Origin of the sequence: Glutamicibacter sp. TV12E (genome assembly GCF_052441935.1) — a bacterium.
Taxonomy (GTDB): Bacteria; Actinomycetota; Actinomycetes; order Actinomycetales; family Micrococcaceae; genus Glutamicibacter.
On sequence record NZ_JBQVVF010000001.1, the window covers coordinates 3,266,671 to 3,284,809 of the forward strand.

General features: G+C 57.9%; 18 protein-coding genes. 2 read left to right on the forward strand and 16 right to left on the reverse strand.

Annotated features, from left to right (window positions below):
- Nucleotides 1-9: 9 nt before the first annotated feature.
- From ACT7DV_RS15570 to ACT7DV_RS15610, 9 genes are all read right to left on the reverse strand, one after another.
- A complete protein-coding gene (locus tag ACT7DV_RS15570) occupies nt 10-405 on the reverse strand; it encodes an FKBP-type peptidyl-prolyl cis-trans isomerase (RefSeq protein ID WP_444663913.1) in 396 nt (131 codons plus the stop codon).
- Nucleotides 406-438: 33 nt separating this feature from the next.
- Nucleotides 439-1,377, reverse strand: a complete 939-nt coding sequence (locus ACT7DV_RS15575) for an FKBP-type peptidyl-prolyl cis-trans isomerase (RefSeq protein WP_444663914.1) — start codon at nt 1,375-1,377, stop codon at nt 439-441.
- 118 nt (nt 1,378-1,495) lie between these two features.
- Nucleotides 1,496-2,869, reverse strand: coding sequence for a Pup--protein ligase (gene pafA, locus ACT7DV_RS15580; RefSeq protein ID WP_444663916.1), 1,374 nt, complete (start codon nt 2,867-2,869; stop codon nt 1,496-1,498).
- Nucleotides 2,870-2,945: 76 nt separating this feature from the next.
- Nucleotides 2,946-3,131 (reverse strand): ubiquitin-like protein Pup, encoded by a 186-nt coding sequence (locus ACT7DV_RS15585; RefSeq protein WP_444663918.1) that lies wholly within the window; start codon nt 3,129-3,131, stop codon nt 2,946-2,948.
- A gap of 65 nt (nt 3,132-3,196) precedes the next feature.
- Entirely contained in the window at nt 3,197-4,813 is a 1,617-nt protein-coding gene (gene dop, locus ACT7DV_RS15590; protein WP_444663920.1) for a depupylase/deamidase Dop, read from the reverse strand.
- Nucleotides 4,810-6,510 carry a proteasome ATPase gene (gene arc, locus ACT7DV_RS15595; RefSeq protein ID WP_444663922.1) on the reverse strand — a complete coding sequence of 567 codons (1,701 nt, stop codon included), beginning with the start codon at nt 6,508-6,510 and terminating at the stop codon, nt 4,810-4,812. The genes dop and arc overlap by 4 nt, the downstream gene beginning before the upstream one ends.
- A gap of 159 nt (nt 6,511-6,669) precedes the next feature.
- Complete coding sequence (locus ACT7DV_RS15600) at nt 6,670-7,725, reverse strand: tRNA (adenine-N1)-methyltransferase (RefSeq protein ID WP_444663924.1); 1,056 nt, start codon at nt 7,723-7,725, stop codon at nt 6,670-6,672.
- Between the two features lie 43 nt (nt 7,726-7,768).
- A complete protein-coding gene (locus ACT7DV_RS15605; protein ID WP_444663926.1) occupies nt 7,769-8,896 on the reverse strand; it encodes a site-2 protease family protein in 1,128 nt (375 codons plus the stop codon).
- On the reverse strand, nt 8,893-9,606 hold the full coding sequence (locus ACT7DV_RS15610; RefSeq protein WP_444663927.1) for an HAD family hydrolase: 714 nt from the start codon (nt 9,604-9,606) through the stop codon (nt 8,893-8,895). Before ACT7DV_RS15610 ends, ACT7DV_RS15605 begins: the two co-directional genes overlap by 4 nt.
- A gap of 82 nt (nt 9,607-9,688) precedes the next feature.
- On the opposite strand from ACT7DV_RS15610, the gene ACT7DV_RS15615 reads away from it, so the two are divergent.
- Nucleotides 9,689-10,597, forward strand: a complete 909-nt coding sequence (locus ACT7DV_RS15615) for a proteasome assembly chaperone family protein (protein ID WP_444663929.1) — start codon at nt 9,689-9,691, stop codon at nt 10,595-10,597.
- A 56-nt stretch (nt 10,598-10,653) separates the two neighbouring features.
- Here the strand turns inward: ACT7DV_RS15615 and mshC are convergent, their stop codons facing one another.
- From mshC to ACT7DV_RS15630, 3 genes are all read right to left on the reverse strand, one after another.
- The gene (mshC, locus tag ACT7DV_RS15620) at nt 10,654-11,916 is read right to left on the reverse strand and encodes a cysteine--1-D-myo-inosityl 2-amino-2-deoxy-alpha-D-glucopyranoside ligase (RefSeq protein ID WP_444663931.1); all 1,263 of its coding nucleotides are present in this window, start codon (nt 11,914-11,916) and stop codon (nt 10,654-10,656) included.
- A 128-nt stretch (nt 11,917-12,044) separates the two neighbouring features.
- The gene (locus ACT7DV_RS15625) at nt 12,045-12,869 is read right to left on the reverse strand and encodes an undecaprenyl-diphosphate phosphatase (protein ID WP_444663933.1); all 825 of its coding nucleotides are present in this window, start codon (nt 12,867-12,869) and stop codon (nt 12,045-12,047) included.
- Between the two features lie 78 nt (nt 12,870-12,947).
- Entirely contained in the window at nt 12,948-13,157 is a 210-nt protein-coding gene (locus ACT7DV_RS15630) for a hypothetical protein (RefSeq protein ID WP_444663934.1), read from the reverse strand.
- 44 nt (nt 13,158-13,201) lie between these two features.
- Here ACT7DV_RS15630 and ACT7DV_RS15635 point away from each other — a divergent pair, with 44 nt between their 5' ends.
- Entirely contained in the window at nt 13,202-13,441 is a 240-nt protein-coding gene (locus ACT7DV_RS15635) for a DUF5703 family protein (RefSeq protein WP_444663936.1), read from the forward strand.
- Between the two features lie 11 nt (nt 13,442-13,452).
- Here ACT7DV_RS15635 and ACT7DV_RS15640 read toward each other — a convergent pair whose 3' ends face one another.
- The 4 genes from ACT7DV_RS15640 to ACT7DV_RS15655 all read right to left on the reverse strand — a co-directional run bounded on the left by ACT7DV_RS15640 (nt 13,453) and on the right by ACT7DV_RS15655 (nt 18,139).
- Nucleotides 13,453-14,592, reverse strand: a complete 1,140-nt coding sequence (locus ACT7DV_RS15640; RefSeq protein WP_444663938.1) for an acyl-CoA dehydrogenase family protein — start codon at nt 14,590-14,592, stop codon at nt 13,453-13,455.
- A 41-nt stretch (nt 14,593-14,633) separates the two neighbouring features.
- Nucleotides 14,634-15,944, reverse strand: a complete 1,311-nt coding sequence (locus ACT7DV_RS15645; RefSeq protein WP_444663940.1) for a M20/M25/M40 family metallo-hydrolase — start codon at nt 15,942-15,944, stop codon at nt 14,634-14,636.
- 88 nt (nt 15,945-16,032) lie between these two features.
- Nucleotides 16,033-17,007, reverse strand: a complete 975-nt coding sequence (locus tag ACT7DV_RS15650; protein WP_444663942.1) for a TAXI family TRAP transporter solute-binding subunit — start codon at nt 17,005-17,007, stop codon at nt 16,033-16,035.
- On the reverse strand, nt 17,000-18,139 hold the full coding sequence (locus ACT7DV_RS15655; protein WP_444663944.1) for a sensor histidine kinase: 1,140 nt from the start codon (nt 18,137-18,139) through the stop codon (nt 17,000-17,002). Before ACT7DV_RS15655 ends, ACT7DV_RS15650 begins: the two co-directional genes overlap by 8 nt.

An 18,139-nucleotide genomic window follows, 5' to 3' on the forward strand; every position in this document is an offset into this window, starting at 1 on the left:
ATCAGCTATTTACTTGGTGCCGATGAGATCTACTACGAAGATCAATGCCTCATTTGGGGCGATGGCGCCGGGAGCGCCACGCTCGCCATAGGCAAGGTGGGAGGGGATCTCCAAGCGGCGGCGGCCACCGACCTTCATGCCCAGCAGTCCCTGGTCCCAGCCCTGGATGACCATGCCAACCCCTACTGGGAAGTCCAGGGTCTGTCCACGGTTCCAGGACGAGTCGAATTCTTCACCGGTCGACCAGGCAACACCAACATAGTGCGCCTGAACGGTGGTGCCTGGGGTTACTTCGTCGCCGGTGCCCTCAACCAGGTCGGTGATGACCAGCTCTTCTGGTGCGTCGGTGCCCGGGAAGTCAATCTCAGGCTTGGTGCGGTCGTAGTTGCGTTCTCCGAACGACATGGTCACGGCCTTTCTCAGTCGTGGTTTAGGTGTCTACTTGCTGTCGCCAGCAGTAACAGATTCCAATTCTACGTAGAAGACCAGGGTGCCGGTTGGCGATCCGCTCTGGGAAGAATTTCCATAGGCCTTATCGGCCGGAATGGTCAACAGCACCTTGGAACCGGCCTTCAAGCCGGTCATGCCTTCGGTCCAGCCCTTGATGACCTGGTTGAGACTGAATTCTGTGGCCTCGTCCTTGTCGAAGTTGCCATCGAATTCTTTGCCATCTGCCCAGGTAACACCGGAGTACTTGGCCTTGACCTTGGAGGTCGCGGTGGCGGCTTCGCCCTTGCCCTCTTCCAGAACGTCTACTGCAAGATCCTTGGGAGCTTCAGTGTCCTTCGGGATGGTGATGGTTGGCTTGCCATCGGTGACCTTGACAGTTGGAAGCTTGCCTTCCTTCTTCTGCTTGGCTACTTCATCCTTGCTCATGGTTCCGCTGGCAGCGGTGCTGTCTTCAACGTGCAGCACGATGATGCGCTCGGCTTTTGCTCCCTCTTCAGGTTCTGCAATGCTGCCATCAGCCTGCTGGGTGCCTTCGACGCTGGAGTAGGCGATCCAGTCTCCGACCTTTGACTCGACCAAGCGGTCGTAGAGTTCAGGCATCTGCTGCTTCATGCTGTCGTCGACAGTCATCGGGGTGGCTTGTCCGGTGAAGTTCTCTCCGGCGTTCAGCCCATCGATGGCTTTGTAGAGACCCGACTTAATCGAAATGGTATCGCCTGGGTTGATCTCAGCGCCGTCGCCCTGTTCCAAGGTGACTGCCTCGTCCTTGTCGGTGACAAAAGGAGTGTCGAAGGAAACTTCTGGAGCGGTCTTGTCATCTGACGCTGGCTTGACCGAGATCGAAGACAGATCCGAGGATGAACCTGATCCACAAGCTGCCAGGGCTAGAACCGAGGCGGTAGCGCACAATGCCAATACTTTTCGCACGTATCTACTTTCGTTGAAGTCAAAATTGAAAATTTACACAGATACCCATCATCTGGGTATCAAACTCACTGCTACCACCCTAGGGAAGATAGCTGTGAAAAGTCTTTCCGCCCGCTGGTCAAGATCGCTGACTCATCAGGTCAATGAGCTTGTCAACCTCAGGGTCGCTGGTCGCAAACGGATCCTTGCATAGAACGATGCCACCGGGCTCGTCCTCATATTTCATATGAACCCAGTCTGCACTGTAGCGCCGGCCATGGGCACGCGCGGCACGAATGAATTTGCTCCTGATCGCGGCGCGTGTCGTCGCTGGCGGATTGTTGACGGCCTCGCGAATATCGGCATCGCTGACCACGCTGGAAGCCAAGCCGCGTCGCTTGAGCACGTGGAATAGCCCGCGGGCAGGATCGATATCGTGATAGGTCAAGTTCAGCTGCGCCAGGCGTGGCGATGACAACGGCAAGGAGTTCTTCTGGGCATACCCGTGAATCAGCTTGTGCTTGATGGCCCAGTCGATGTCCTGGTCGATCAGCGAATAGTTGCCGCTTTCAATCGCAGTCAGTGTCCGTTCCCAAAGTTCAAGCACCCGCTCGACCTGATCGTGATGCGCTCCGTGACGGGTGACGAACTCTTTCACCGATTCAAGGAGAATCCATTGGATCTGCAGCGCGGTCGGTTCGTCGCCGCCCATCAGGCGCACAGTTGTTTGGCCGTTGAAGTCATGGGAAATCTGGCGAATTGAACGGATCGGGTTTTCCAGCCGCAGGTCATGGTAGATCTCGCCGGATTCGATCAGTCGCAGGACGAGATCGGTGGCGCCGATTTTCAGCAGCTGCGTGGTCTCGCTCATGGACGAGTCGCCCACGATGACGTGCAAGCGACGGTGGTACTCTGCATCGGCGTGTGGCTCATCGCGCGTATTGATGATCGGACGCGAGCGCGTCGTTGCCGAGGATACGCCTTCCCACATGTGGTCCGCGCGCTGGGAAAAGACGAATTTCGTCTGGTCTTCCTCGGCGATCAAGTGCCCGGCTCCGCACAATAGCTGCCTGGTGACCAGGAAGGGAATGAGCATGTCGGCAAGCCGCTTGAATTCGATCTTGCGAGGAATCAGATAGTTTTCATGGCAGCCATAGGAATTGCCCGCCGAGTCCACATTGTTTTTGAACATGTAGATCCGGCCCTCGTGCCCTTCTTCGAGCAGCTGGTCCTCAGCCTGGTCCACAAGGTCGAGCATGAAGGCCTCGCCGGCACGGTCGTGGGCGATCAGCTGTTTGAGCTGGTCGCATTCGGCCGTGGCATATTCGGGATGGGAGCCGACATCCAAATACAGCCGCGATCCATTCTCCAGGAAGACATTGGAGCTCCTGCCCCAATTGACTACTGGTTTGAACAGATGCCGTGCAGCATCCTCTGGAGTCAGCCGGCGTCCGTCAGACGGGACGTAAGTTAGTCCGAATTCGGTTTCTAGCCCGTAAATTCTGCGATCCACGCGTAGTTACTTCCCCTCGCCCGCGGCGTTGCCTAGTGTCATGCCAGTTGGTGGTTGCGTTGTGCCCGCAGTGGTTTTACTGACCGCCCTTTTGGACGAATCCGCGGACGAATTCCTCGGCGTTGGACTCAAGGACCGAGTCGATCTCGTCGAGCAGGTCATCTACGTCAGCGGACTGCCCGGTGGTGTTGGCCTGCACCTGCTCGGTTTCAGCTGCCTGGTGCTCGGAGCTGCGGCGGGCTGAGAAGCTTTCCTGGGTCATCATATTCTCCTTAAATTTCTGAATCCCGGAATTAGGTCCCGAGACTCATTCCTATTCTGCGCTGTTTACCTGCGCCTCGCCAATTCGTCGATGAATTCCGAAATCTCCAGTTCAGCATCGAATAAGTCGCCAACGCTTTGGCGGGTTCCATGCAAGGGTTCGGACATGTGGAATCGGCTGATCTTTCGTGCGCCGGGAACAGCGAAAGACAGTGCGTCCCAGTTGGCGGCAACCACGTAGGGTGCGTAGCGTTGCAGCGCCATTCCGCGCAGGTATGCGCGGGTGTCCTGGGGAGGAGTGGCAACCGCTTGATTGATTTCTTCCTGGCTGAACAGTGTTTGGATCGCACCGCGCGCAGCGAGCCGATAGTACAGCCCCTTGTCAGTGCGTAGGTCCGCCCATTGCAGATCCATCATGGCTACGCGCGGGTCAGCCAGCGAGAGCTGATGCCTTTGGGCAAACCCGCTGATGAGCTTGTACTTGGCGATCCAATCAACTTGATCCGCTGCGTCCATCGGGTCTCTTTCGAGGACTTCGAGCATCTGTGCCCACCGGGTCAAAATCTCGGTGGTGTCCGGATCGTCAATGCCTCGTGCGGCACAATATTTTTCGCTGGCTTCCAGATACAGCCTCTGGATTTCTATGGCCGACAGTTCTATCCCGCCGCGCAATTTTACTCGTGTCTTGAGACTAGGGTCGTGGCTGATTTGCTGCAAAGCCCGGACCGGGTCAGCTAATTCGAGATCTGGTGCCATATTTGCCTCGATGAGCGAAAGCACCAAACTGGTGGCCCCAACCCTGAGCAGGGTGGAAATCTGCCCCAGGTTGGCGTCGCCAATGATTACATGCAAGCGACGGTACTTGTCCCAGTTGGCGTGCGGCTCATCGCGCGTGTTGATGATTGGGCGATTGATCGTCGTTTCCAATCCAACTTCAGCTTCAAAAAAATCAGCACGCTGCGAAATCTGGAATTCCGCTTTCTCGTTGAGCATGCCTTGGCCTACACGCCCAGAACCACAGTAGATTTGGCGGCTGACAAAGAACGGGGTCAATCCGCTCACGATGGAGGAGAACTCAACGGAGCGCGGAACCAGATAGTTCTCGTGGGCACCGTACGATACCGACTTGTTGTCGGTATTGTTTTTGTAGAGCAGTAACTCGCCACTGCCCAGCCGCTGCGCTGTTTGAGCGGCGCGGCGCATGATTTCGTCTCCGGCCTGGTCCCATAAAACGGCGGCGCGGGGCGTCAGCGATTCAGGGCTGGAGTATTCGGGGTGGGCATGGTCAACGTACAGGCGTGCACCATTTCCCAGCACCATGTTCATCACAACATCGGTAGAATCCTTCTCCTGGTACAAGGTGGATCCCAGCCGGGCATCATTGCCATCCAGCGCAATGGACTCGGCAGTCCAGATGCCAGGCTCCTCTAGCCCTGGCTCCACGTCCGTTAGCTGGCTTGGGTGTGCTTGGTCCCGGTCCATTTCAAAACCGCGGGCATCTTGCAAGGGAGACTCGTCGGCGTAGTCCCAGCGAGCTGCGGTGGCAGTGGAACTTTGCTCGGCCACAAGTTGTGCGTAGGCATCAACGATTTGAGCCGAGAGGACCGTGGCGTTGGCATTGGGCATTTGTGGACGAATGATGCCGTACTCGGTTTCCAGTCCGACGAGGCGATGCGCGCTCATGAGGCGGCCTGGCGGTTGACCAAGGAGCGGATATTGCTGATGCGTTCGCCCTTGCGTCCTGAGATTCTGGCCCAGTCATCTGGATTGGTCGTATTGGGCATATCTTCGTGTTCCGCGAATTCCTCGCGTACTGCGCGAAGCAGATACTCCATCTTCAGGCCGCGCTCACCGGTGGTGATCAGTGCCTTGATGGCGTGCTTTTTGGCACGGTCCACGATGTTGTGGATGACGGCGCCAGAGGCGAAGTCCTTGAAGTAGAGGATTTCTGTTTGACCGGTCACGTAGGTGACTTCCAAGAATTCGTTGATGCGCTCGGTGGAGTACATCTCGGAGACGGTGGAGTCGATCATCCGGCGAATCGTCGCTTCGCCATTGCCTGCGTCGGACGCCAATTCGGATTCGTGCAGCGGGAGGTCGGTTGTCAGGTATTTGCTGAAGATTTCGGTGGCTCCCAGTGCATCTGGCCGGCGAATCTTGATCTTCACATCAAGCCTGCCTGGACGCAGGATGGCGGGATCAATCATGTCCTCGCGGTTCGACGCGCCAATGACGATGACGTTATCCAGTCGTTCCACGCCATCAATTTCGGCCAGCAGCTGGGGAACGATGGTGGTTTCCACGTCGGAGGACACACCGGTTCCACGGGTGCGGAACAGGGCTTCCATTTCGTCGAAGAACACCACAACCGGATCGCCGTGCAAGGCTTTCTCACGGGCCCGGGCGAAGATCAGGCGAATATGGCGTTCGGTTTCGCCGACGTATTTGTCCAGCAGTTCAGGTCCCTTGATATTCAGGAAGTAGCTACGCGTGCTGGTGCCTTCCTTGCGCTCAACAACACGCTGGGCCAACGAATGGGCGACGGCCTTGGCAATCAGGGTCTTGCCGCAGCCCGGAGGGCCATAGAGCAAAATGCCCTTGGGAGCGCTCAATCCATGCTCTCGGTACAGGTCCGGATGGGTGAAGGGAAGCTCAACCGAATCCTTGATGGCCTCGATTTGCGAGTTCAGTCCGCCGATATCGGAGTAGGAGATTTCAGGGACTTCCTCAAGGACCAGCGATTGCATGTCGGTGAGCTGCACGCGGCTTACGGCCATGCCGCTTCGAGAATCAACGGTCAGCTGATCGCCGACTCGCAGGTGGGTCTTGCGCAGGGGTTCCGCCAGCTCGATAACACGCTGGTCATCGGCGTGTGCCATGACCACGGCCAAGTTATTCTCCAGCAGTTCCTTGACGGTGACCAGCTCGCCGGTTTCCTCAAACCCCAGGGCAGCCACCACAACCAGGGCTTCATTCAGCAGTACTTGCTGTCCGATGAGGACGGAGTCGAAGTCCAAAAGCGGGCTCACTGTTACGCGCATTTTGCGGCCGGAATAGATCACGTCGACAGCCTGTATGCCGGTGGACTCGATGCCTTGCCCGGCTGCCGGGTGTTGGCGTGGGTGCTTGGCCACGACGGTGCCGTAGCTGAATGGCGTGTCGCCGTCCTTTTCCAGGGCTGCTTTCAAATTGATGATTTGTTCGCGCGTGGTTTCAAGCAGCGCGACCAGCCGCTGGTTGTTTCCGCTGAGCCCGGCAAGTTGCTTATCGAGGTTGCGATTTTTATCGCGCAGCACATTGACTTGGCGTTCAGTCATCTGAAGCCGTTCGGCCAATTTCTCTGCCTCGTGATTTTCGTTCACGTTCCAACTCCCCCACATTCAACGTCGCTGGTCAGTGTGGATCCAACGAGGTTTTGCCGGTGCTCAGCGCACCGCTTTAGTCCCATCCTAAGAACTTCAGGCCCCGAGTGCAGAACACACGGGGCCTGAAGTCACATACTGAGACAATCTATCTCAGTATTCGGTCATTCGGATTGTTTAGCTCTCTGAGTCCGCATCGGAATTCTGCGCATCGCGCACGCGCACAGCCTGATGTGCATCGCGAGAGGCACGGCGCAGCTTCTTATCCGAAATGCCCCGCTCTCCCAGAGCTTCTGCAGACCACTGCTGCTCATCGTGGTCACGGGTCCAAGCACTCAGGTCTTCAGTTGAGTAGGAGTGCTCCTTGATTCGCTTGGCCTTCGGGATTCCATCAGCGGAATCAGCCAGCCGGCGGCAGGTGATCAGGAAAGCGGTGTGGGCAACCATGCGGTGGTCTGGCCGCACGGCCAAGCCGTCCACATGCCAACCACGCACCAGGGTTTCGAAGCACTCTGGTTCGGTGAACTGACCCGAAGCGCGAATTGCCTCGACGACGCGGGACATTTGGGTCACCGACGAGACGTAGTTCGTCCAGACCCCGCCCGGTGCAAGGACAGTCGCGACAGCATCCAGGCATTCCCACGGGCTGAGCATGTCAAGCACCACTCGGTCCACGCTGCCTGGTTCTTCGAGTTCGACAACCTTGTCCTGGAAGTCGCCGATGGAGATCTGCCATGATGGATGGTCGCCACCGAATACGGTGGACACGTTGCCACGGGCAATATCGGCGAATTCTTCGCGGCGTTCGAACGAGTGCAGGAATCCTTCATCGCCCACGGCCCGAAGCAGGGAAATCGATAACGCGCCAGAACCCACGCCGGCTTCCACTACGCGGGCACCCGGGAAGATGTCACCGAACTGGACAATCTGGGCTGCGTCCTTCGGGTACACCACGGTGGCGCCACGTGGCATCGAGAGCACAAAGTCCTTGGCCAGCGGGCGGAGTGCCTGGTAGCGGAATCCATCGATGTTCTCGATGACAGAGCCCTCGGGAAGACCAATGATCGCCTCATGCGGCAAGACGCCCTTGTGGGTGTGGAACTCCCCGCCGTTTTGCAGGGTGATGGTGTTGATCCGGCGCTTTTCGTCGGTCAATTGCACGCGGTCGCCTACGCGGAATGGTCCGCGGCGGGCTGCCGCACCGTGGGGTGCCGTGCTGTTGGCTTCGCTCACTGGTGTGATCCTTTTCTTAATGCTCTATGAATTCTTTGAAAGTCTACTTGCGTCGTCCGGTAACGGCGCTGATGATATCCCGCTGGTGCAGCAGGCCGACAACTTGTCCTTGCCCGTTGATCACTGCGTATTCGACTGAGCTGACGCTGGCGAGGTAGTCGATCAGTGCACGCCCATCAGATTCTTCGGCCACAATGGCACCTTGCCCCAGCGCTCGCGCGACCGCCAGGGCTGGGACTTCTGCCGCCCGGGCACGGTCAACTCGTGCAATGGCCTGGGCGTCAACCACGCCGACGGGCATGCCCTTGCCATCGACAAGGATTATTTCCCCACCGCGTTGGTTCTGCCGCACATAAACGTCGGCAACCGTTACCTGGGACAGCATGGCGGAAGCGGGCTTCATCAAATCCGAGGCAATCACGCTAGGAAGGTTGAGCATCATCTTCGAGTGCGCAATCAGCCCCGTGGTTGCCTGCCACATGAACATCGCCACCATGAGGCCAACGACGGCGGTGATAATTTGAATTTCTTCGCCGCGCAGATATGGGTAGGCGACGAAGTAGAAGACTACGCCAATCGCAATGACGCGGCCTACCCAGCTCGATGCGATGGTCCCCTTGAACTGTGATCCGGTCGCTTTCCAAACGATCGACTCAATCAGCCGACCGCCATCTAATGGAAGCCCCGGCAAAGCGTTGAATGCTCCGAGTAGCAGATTGGCGTATATAAAGAAGTCCAGTAGCAACTTCGAGTAGATACCTGGTTCAAGATTTTGGAGAATCAGCCAGCCCAGGCCGGCGAGAACAAAGTTGGACACCGGCCCTGAGAGCGCAACCCACAGCGAAGCACCCGGTTTTGCCTTGAAGGAACCGAACTGCGTGTGTCCGCCCATCAGCGTCAGGACAATATGCGCATCGGGCCATTTGAATGCCCGGGCCATCATGGCATGGGCTACTTCGTGGACCAATACCGCAACCGCAATCACCGCAGCGCAGGCAAAACCCATGAGATAGGCGTTGAGCGCCGGAATCCATTGGCTGCGTGAAAGCTGCATCCCCACTGAGACAGTGATGACCGCCGCGACGATGAACCACGAGCTCGAAAGGTAGACAGGAACTCCGCCAATGCGTCCTAGCTTTATTCCGGGGGCTTTTTCTGAAGTATCGCTCACGCGCTAACCTGCACCAACCATCGAGTCATTTCTTTCACGTCTACCCCGTCTAAGCTTTCTATTCGACGCCACTTTCCGTCACCGGGATCAATGGCATTGGGTACCAGCACGGCGTGCAATCCCGCAGCCGACGCTGAGGCAATACCCGGAACCGAATCTTCAAATCCAATGCACTTTTCAGCGACCAGTTCGTGGCCCACCTCGTCTTGCAGCAATTTCAATCCGGTCAGATAAGGTTCTGGATGCGGTTTGCCATGGTCCACTTCTTCGCCCGTGACCGAAGCCTGGAAAGTTCCTTCTGGCAATTGATCCAGAAGCTCATTGACGATGCTGCGCTCAGACATCGTCACCAGGGCCTGCGGAATATTGGCCTCGTGGCAGGCCGCGAGCAGCTCGCGGGCACCCGGCCTCCACGGGATTTCCTTTCGAATCCCGGCAACAACCTGGGCGCTCAGCAGGTCGATGATCTCACGTGCCGACAGCTTGACGCCGGCATCCTGCAAGATCCGCGCTGAATTAGGAAGCGCACTGCCGACGAGAGAGAGGCCCTGCTCCTCAGTCCAGGTTCCGCCATGTGCTGCGACCAGTTCTGACTCGGCAACGATCCAATAAGGCTCGGTGTCGATCAAGGTGCCGTCCATGTCCCACAGAACCGCTTGCGGCGTTCGGGGGTCGGATGCGGAATTAAAGTCAAAACTGGTGCTTGGCATGAGTCCATTCTAGATGGAAGAGTGGGGCTAAGCCGCTTTGGCAAGCCACGCCAACGGCCAGAATGCTGCATAGGAGTTTTCATTGAACAAGGATTTCCACACCCCAACGCTGAATACCTATATCGCCCAGGCCGAGCATGAGATTCGCCCCACTATCGTCGTGGCCGCGTTCGAAGGGTGGAATGACGCAGGCTCAGCGGCAACGGATGCAGTGCGCCTGCTGCTGGAGGAAAACACCTATGAGCATATTGCCACTATCGGCGAGGACGACTTCTACGACTACCAGTTCTCCCGGCCGAAAACACGTCGCACCGCCCAGGGACGTATGGTGGACTGGCCCCGCACCGAAATCTACAAGATGGAACTGCCGCAGGCAGCCGCGGATTTGCTGGTGATCCTCGGAGTGGAACCAACGTTCAAATGGCAAAGCTTCTGCGCCCGGATCATCGAGGTGGCCCAAGCGCACAACGCGCACGCAGTACTGACCTTGGGAGCGCTATTGGCCGATGTGCCGCATACGCGCCCCGTGCCCACGTCATTATCGAGCGACGATGCCAGGCTCCAGGAACACTTCAAGATCGAGGCTTCGAATTACGAGGGGCCTTCAGGCATCCCTTCGATCCTCGGCATCGAATTTGAACGCCGGGGCATCCCCACCATGTCGCTTTGGGCGCAGCTCTCGCACTATGTTGCCCAGTCGCCGAGCCCACGGGTCCAGCTGGCCTTCGTCGAGATGCTTGAAGAGCTGCTGCCCATCACCATTTCGGATCAGCAACTGCGTGATGACGCCTTGGCGTGGAAGCATGGAGTCGACGAATTAGCGGCCGCTGACCCGGACGTGGCCAAGTATGTGCAGCAGCTCGAAGAGGCAACTGATACCAGCGATTTGCCGGAGGCTAGCGGTGAATCCATTGCCCGCGAATTTGAAAGGTATCTGCGCCGGCGGGGAAAATTCCGCCCGGACGGCTCAGGGACCGACTTCGAAATTTGATGTCGGCCCCTGATGGCTTCACCGGTTCACCGGTTCACCGGGGTGGAAGACAGAACTCAGAGCTTGAGGCCCAAGAGCGCGTCGAAGCCTTCACGCACCAATTGCGCGCCGTCGCCGCTGCCATCAGCTGGCTGCGCGGCCCACTGGTCGATGGCCGCCAAGGCGCTCGGAGCGTCTAGATCATTGGCCATATGCGAACGGATGCGGGCTAGCAGCGCGGTGGCCTCGGCAAGGCCCGTGCCTTCCAGGCGCTCTCGCCACAGGGCAATGCGCTGCTGTGCAGTACCGAGCAGGTCATCGGTCCAGAACCAGTTGGTGCGGTAATGCTGGGAAAGCAATACGGCGCGAATGGCCACGGGCTCGACTCCAGCAGCACGCAGCTTGGAAACCAGGACCAAATTGCCCAGCGACTTGCTCATCTTTTCACCGTCTAAGCCCACCATGCCGGTGTGCACGTAGGCTTGGGCAAGCTCATGGTGGTCGCTGGCGGCCGCATGCGCAGCCGAGAATTCATGGTGCGGGAAGATCAAATCGGATCCGCCGCCTTGGACGGTGAAAGGCGCCGGCAATGTCTTGCGGGCGATCACCGAACACTCAATGTGCCATCCCGGACGACCGGTGCCCAGCTTGCCGCCCTCCCACGACGGTTCACCCTCGCGGGCTGCCCGCCACAGCAAGGGATCCAACGCGTCGCGCTTGCCTTCGCGCTGTGGATCACCACCACGCTCTGCAAAAAAGCCCAGCATGGTTTCCCGGTCGTAGTTTGACACTGCGCCCAGCTTCCACGCGTCGTTCTCGGCGGCATAGGTGTCGAAGTAGATATCGCCTTCAACCCCATCGGCGCCGGCTGGAACGCGGTATGCCAAATCCGCTTCGAGAAGCTGCTCCACCACGGGAACGAGCCACTCGATGGATTCGACGGCACCGATGTAGTGCTGCGGTGGAATCACGTTCAGCGCTTCCATATCGTCGCGGAACAGCTGCACCTGCTGCTCAGCGAGGTCCCGCCAATCCACGCCAGTGGCTTCTGCACGCTCAAGGAGCGGGTCATCGACGTCGGTGATATTTTGCGAGTACGTAACAGGGCGCCCGTTGTCCAACCACGTGCGATGCACGAGGTCAAAGGTGACGTAGGTGGATGCATGTCCCATATGGGTTGCGTCGTACGGGGTAATCCCGCAGACATACATGCTGGCGGCGGCATTTGCCGCATCCGCAGGTGCGGTGGCCTGCAGGTTACCGGTGGCGGTATTGAAGAGTTCCAAAATTGGTGCTGAACCAGCCACCTGAGGTACCTCAGGGTTTTTCCACGCGTGCACTGATGAACATCCTTTCGCAGATGCGACGATTTTCTTCCTATAAGTCCAAGTGAAGCAGGACGAGGTTTATTCCCGTTAACGTTGAGATGTCCGTGAAACGCTCCACGGACATCTCGATAAAGATCAAGCTATGGGTTCATCAGGCCGAAGCCCAGCGCCACGAAAAGCACGAGGCCCAGCAAAATGCGGTACCAAACGAAGAACCGATACGAGTGGGTGGAAACGAACTTCAGGAACCAGCCGACAATCAAGAACCCGACCACGAAGGCGATCGCGGTCGCCACACCGGTCTGCGCCAGGGTGTACACCCCAGGCTCGTCAAAGGTCTTGGCCAACTTGTACAGGCCGGAGGCATAGACCGCGGGGATGGCGAGCAGGAACGAGTAGCGCGCGGCGGCTTCACGGGTATATCCCATGAGCAGGCCTGCGGTGATCGTACCGCCGGATCGCGAAACGCCGGGAATCAAGGCCATGGCCTGGGCCAGGCCATAGAGGATGCCGTGCTTGACGGTGAGCTTGTCCAGGCCGCGCTGCTGCTTGCCATAATGATCAGCAAGGGCGAGGAACAGGCCGAAGACCACCAGAGTGGTCGCCACGATCCACAGGGATCGGAAGTTTGAATCGATGTAGTCCTCGAGCAACAGGCCCAGGATAGCGATCGGAATCGAGCCGACAATAATCAGCCAACCCATTTTTGCGTCGGGATCCGAGTGCGGGATCTTGCCCGCGAGGGCCTTGCCCCAGGCACCGATTATTCTCACGATGTCCCGCCAGAAGAACACGATGACCGCGGTCTCTGTGCCGAGCTGGGTGATGGCCGTAAAGGCCGCTCCGGGGTCCTGGGCATTCGGCAAAAGTTCGCCGACAATACGCAGGTGGGCCGAGGACGAGATCGGGAGGAACTCGGTCAGGCCCTGGATCAATCCAAGGAAAGCTGCTTCAAACCAATTCACCCCTCGACATTACTTCACCGCCAGCAAGGAACGAGGCTCAAAAACACGATTGGGCCAAAAATCACCCCGTGGTCGTACTCACGCGTCATCTGCAGGTATGGTGAAAGGCAAAAGTTCCGAATACTGATCGTACAGCGCGTCTTCGTAGTCTTCGAAGGCATCTGCCAATGCTCCAAACGCAGCGTCCACCGACGCTTCGGCAACACCGCGACTTTGCGAAACAACGGCCAGGTGCTGTTCGAGCCGGGCAATCAAAGATTGCAATGCAAAACTTGGATCAGTACTCATGGTCTTAAGCTACAACGCATAGGGTTCTTTAGATAGGGGGCAAGATGCTTCAAGAAAGAATCAAACCGCCGCTGCATCACTCCGATGAACAGCGCTTCGAATATTTGGTGATCACCGCCTTCCCCAGCGAGCCCGTTCATCTTGCTCGTACCGCCCTGCGTGAACATGCTGACAACGGCAAATGGGAACTAATGCGTACCTGCAGATATGAAGGCGGCGTCTACAAATATTGGCTACGGCGGCGGGTCATGAGAATTCGCAGCACCCTTCCACCATCGGACTAGGCAAGCAGCCCCTACGTATCCAATGGCCCAACAAGCCAGGATGCGACGGTGTTTGCTGCCGCGGCAGCGTTCGAGGGGTGGTACCAACTGGCCTGCACGTCGCGATAGAGCCTTTCGAATTCGGAACCGCGGAAGTATCCGCTACCGCCCAATAGCTGCCCGAGCACCTGGATATTCTCCCGGGCGGCATCTCCAGCCAAAGTGCGCAGGGTGACAAGTTTCGGGAACCACGCTTCGCGGTGATCCACTGCGGCATCTATGTCCGCGGCCACCGACCGTTGGAGAGCGTCTAGCGAAATGAGCCTCATCGCGGCCTGGGCTAGAAGCCCCCTGGCACGGATATCCTGGGAGTACTTGGTCCCGTCGTGATGCACTTTCTTATTCAGTGCCTCTTGGCCCAAGGCCACGGCCCGCTCCGCCATGCCCACATAGACGCTGGCAGTCAGGGTCAGGAAAGAAGCGAAGATCCCGAAAATCAGCAGATCCGGATTTGGACCTGCCGGCAGCCGGCTGTGCACCCACTCGCGCGGGGAAACTGCATTTACGAGTTTGGTCGTGTGCGACTGGCTGGCCCGCATGCCCAGGGTGTTCCAGTCCCCCATCGATTCGACCCCCGGCCCCTTGGCCACAAACCCGTGAACCAGTTCACCGGTTGTTTCGTCTTTCCCGAAAACGCCGAGTCGAGTGAATGCCGGTGACAGCGAGGTAAAAATCTTTACCCCGTTAAAAATCACGGATCCATCTGGCCGCGTGCTGGCCGAGGTTTTTGAATCAAAAAGCACCGAATCATTGCCTGGCTCCGAAATTCCGAAGGCCATGACCTCGCCCTGGGAAATCCAGTCGCTGACCATTTGCAGACGATGATCGCCTCGCCCTTGCAACACGTTGGCGACCGAAGCCCAAACGTGGTGCATATTCACCGCCAGCGCCGTGGCTGGGGCTGCCGTGGCCAGGCGCCGTTGGGCCAACGCGAGTTGTTCCAGGCTCCAGCCCAGCCCGCCCTGTCCGACAGGGATCAAGGCTTTCAGATATCCCAACGACACCAGCGCATCAAAGTCCTCTGAGGCGAAGGAATTGTCCGCGTCATATTGCGCAGCACGTTCACGGAATTGCTCTAGAAGTCGATCTGAGAGCACTGACTCGATTGACACTTTTTGCTCCTGCATATTTGAGGCTTCGTTCCGGCTAGCCGCTAGTAGCTGCGCATGAGGTTTTCGAGGACTTTTACCCCGAATTTAATAGCGTCCACCGGGACACGCTCGTCCACGCCGTGGAACATGCCGGTGAAGTCGAGCTCTGCCGGCAATTGCAGCGGCGCAAAACCATATCCGGTGATGCCAATGGTGGCCAGCCATTTGTTGTCGGTGCCGCCAGAGAGCATATAAGGCAAGACAATCGCGTCTGGATCCTCATCCAACAGCGACTTGACCATGGTGTCGACCAGCGCTCCGGCAAAAGGCACTTCCAGCGAATCCTGCTCGTGGACAATGGAAAGCTCAACGCCTTCTCCGGCCAGTTCTGCTAGCTTCTCCAAAGTTGCTTCGTGCTCATCTGGAAGCGTGCGGCAATCAATGAGTGCCTCTGCCTGCCCCGGAATGACGTTGTGCTTATAGCCAGCCTGCAAGGCCGAGGGGTTAGCGGTGTTCTGCAGGGTTGCTCCGACAAAACGCGAAACATTACCCATGGCTTCAAGTAGCGGCTGCGGGTTCTGCTGGTCAAATTCCAGCCCCGTCAACTCGGCAACCTGTTCCAGGAGGGACAGCGTGGTTTTGGTATAGGACAAAGGCCACTGGTATTCGCCGATGCGGTATACGGCACCGGCCAATGTGGTGACGGCGTTATCGGAATTAATTTGGGATCCGTGCCCAGCCATTCCTTGCGCGGTGAGCTTCAGCCACGCGATCCCCTTTTCAGCGGTTTGCAGCATATAGGCCCGGCGCCCGTTGATGTCCACGGAGAATCCGCCGACTTCGCTGATCGCTTCCTCGGCGCCTGCAAAGACCTCCGGGTGATTTTGCACCATCCAGCCAGAACCGTAATCGCCGCCAGCTTCTTCGTCAGCGAAAAAAGCAATGATCAAGTCACGCCGTGGCGAGATCTTCTCACGGTGAAGATGCCGGATAGCGGCGATAATCATCGCATCCATATTCTTCATATCCACCGCGCCACGGCCCCAGATCATGCCATCGATAATTTCGGCGCCGAACGGGTCAACGCTCCAGTCCTCTGCAATGGCTGGAACCACGTCAAGATGCCCATGCACGATAAGCGCCGGCAAGGATGGATTTGAACCCGGAATTCGCAGGACCACATTGGCGCGCCCTGGCGCTGACTCGTAGATCTGCGCGTCCAGGCCAACCTCGTCAAACAGCTCGGCAACATAGCGTGCGGCTTCTAACTCGCCTGCCCCTTTATTGCCGCCATAATTCGTCGTATCAATTCGGATCAGCCCGCGGCAAATTTCAACGGCGTCTTTTTCCATGCGCTCAATGGCGGTTGTCATCAGGGAAATACCTTTCGCAGTGCTGGTCTTGAGTTCCACCATAGTAGGCAATGGGCGATTCGTCGCTTGCTCTGGCGACTTTTGGCAGCTAGCCGTGCAACTCCAGGTAGGCAGCGCGAGCGCCGGGATGGAGCGGCTGCCCAGCGGTGCTGATAAGCGTTTCAGGTGTCAAATGCTGGATTCCGGCGCTGGATTCGGGAACAAGCTGTTGCGCCTTGGTCGCGAGAAGCAGAACGATCGCCTTCGCCGTTCTATCCGGCAAATCAGCGCGGGCCATCAACAAATTGCTGACACCGATCGTGTCAACACCAGGTATCCCCGGATACGTGTTGCCTGGAATGACCACGCGATCATAAAGGCCGGGGTAGGCATCGCGCAGTTGAGGCAGCACCTTGGAGATATCCAAGAGATTCAAGTCGAGTTTTTGGGCCAGCTGGGTCAGGGGCCTTACCGGCATCCCGCCAAATAGGAAGAGCGCATCAATGCGGCCCTGGCTGAGCGCGTGAAGTCCTGCGGTGTACCCAAGTTTCCGTTCCTCCGGCGGCTGGCTATGGACCTTGAGACCAGCAACCTGCAGTATCCGCTGTCCTGTAACCCACGTTCCAGAACCGGCCGCTCCCGTGCCGATAATGCGGCCAGGGAAATCGGCGAGGGATCGGATGCCGCTGCCGGCTCGGACAATGCAATGAAAATAATTCTGGTAGACCCTCCCTAACGCCCGTATGCCACTGTGTTCCTTGTTTTCTGAACGAAATTCAGCGACCGTGTCGGCAAGGGCTAGGGCCAGATGGGCGCCGCCTTGGACAAGCAGCCCAAGATTCTGCGCACTGGCCTGGGTTTTCAGGGCGCTTGACTGCACGGCAATTCCTTCGGTAGCCAAGGCCGAGGAAAGCAGTTGCGCAAATTCGAAGTACATTCCGCCTTCTTCACCTGAAGCAATGTCAAGGCGCGGTTCTGTGGCACGGCTGCTGCATGCGCCCAGGACAGGCATCGACAGAACCACGGGGGCAGCCATCAGGAATTTGAGGATCGTGCGGCGCTCGGGTGGATTTTTCTCAGTCATCGTTCTTCTCCGCGGCTGATGAGGCACGGGGCAAACTGATAATGGCCGCGAGCCCGGCCTGTGAGTTAGCCGTCACGAGCAGCTGGCCTGAGTTTGCCCGTGCCAGCCGATCCACAATCGCTAATCCCAGTCCCGTGCCCGCAGTGCCTCGGACGCTTTCCGCTCGCCAAAAACGTTCGCCCGCACGTCCGATTTCAGCCTTGTTCATCCCTGGGCCCTGATCGCAGATCATGACATCAACCATCGTCGGAGAACTTTTTACGGACAACGTGATTTGGGTGGCCGGCGCATATTTGATCGCGTTTTCCAGAAGCTCCGCAACCATCTGCTGCAGGTCGAAGAGATTGCACCAAACCGACACGTCTTGTGCTGATTCCGCCGTCCCTTCCAGAATCAATGTATTTCCTGCTGCCTGTGCGGTAGCCGACTGGCGTTCAAACTCTTCGGCGAGGACCTGCAGAACATTTATGGATTCTTTCCCAGCAGTTGAACCAGCAACGCCTTCCTCCGAATTTTGCTCGGTTAAACGGTGCTCTGCACTAGCCAAGCGCAAAACTCCGTCCAACAGCATTTCCACTCGTTCCAGCTCATTTTCAACTGAACGCAATCCTTCCGCGCTCGCCCGATCGGGAAGCCTCATTTTCAACAAGTCCACCCGCAGTCTCAACGCGGCCACTGGATTGCGCAGCTGATGGGAGGTTTCTGCAATGAGCTCTTGTTGCTGTTGAAGACTTGTCGCCATGGTTTGCGCCATGGAGCTGACCGAGCGCGACAACGCGCGCAGTTCTGGCGGGCCCTGCTCAACGAGCGGGATGGGACGCTGCGTTTGAGTCAGCAACTGAACTGAGTCATCGAGGCGATGCAAGGGGCGCAAAACCCAGGTTGCCAACCGGTTGGCCAATAACAGGAAGACAGCACCGACGGTGAGGGTCGCGAGAATGACCATGCTCGATGCTTGAAGAACCTTCATGCGCGCGGGTTCCAGATTCACTTTCATGGTGACCGAGCCCAGCACCTGTCCAGTATTACCGAACGGGCGGGCAATCAAGGCCCCGGTGTCAAGGAATGGGTTCACCGCAGGAATGTCCGTGCGTTCGAGGTTTAGCGCGGCTGCACGCAGCGTATCGGCCAC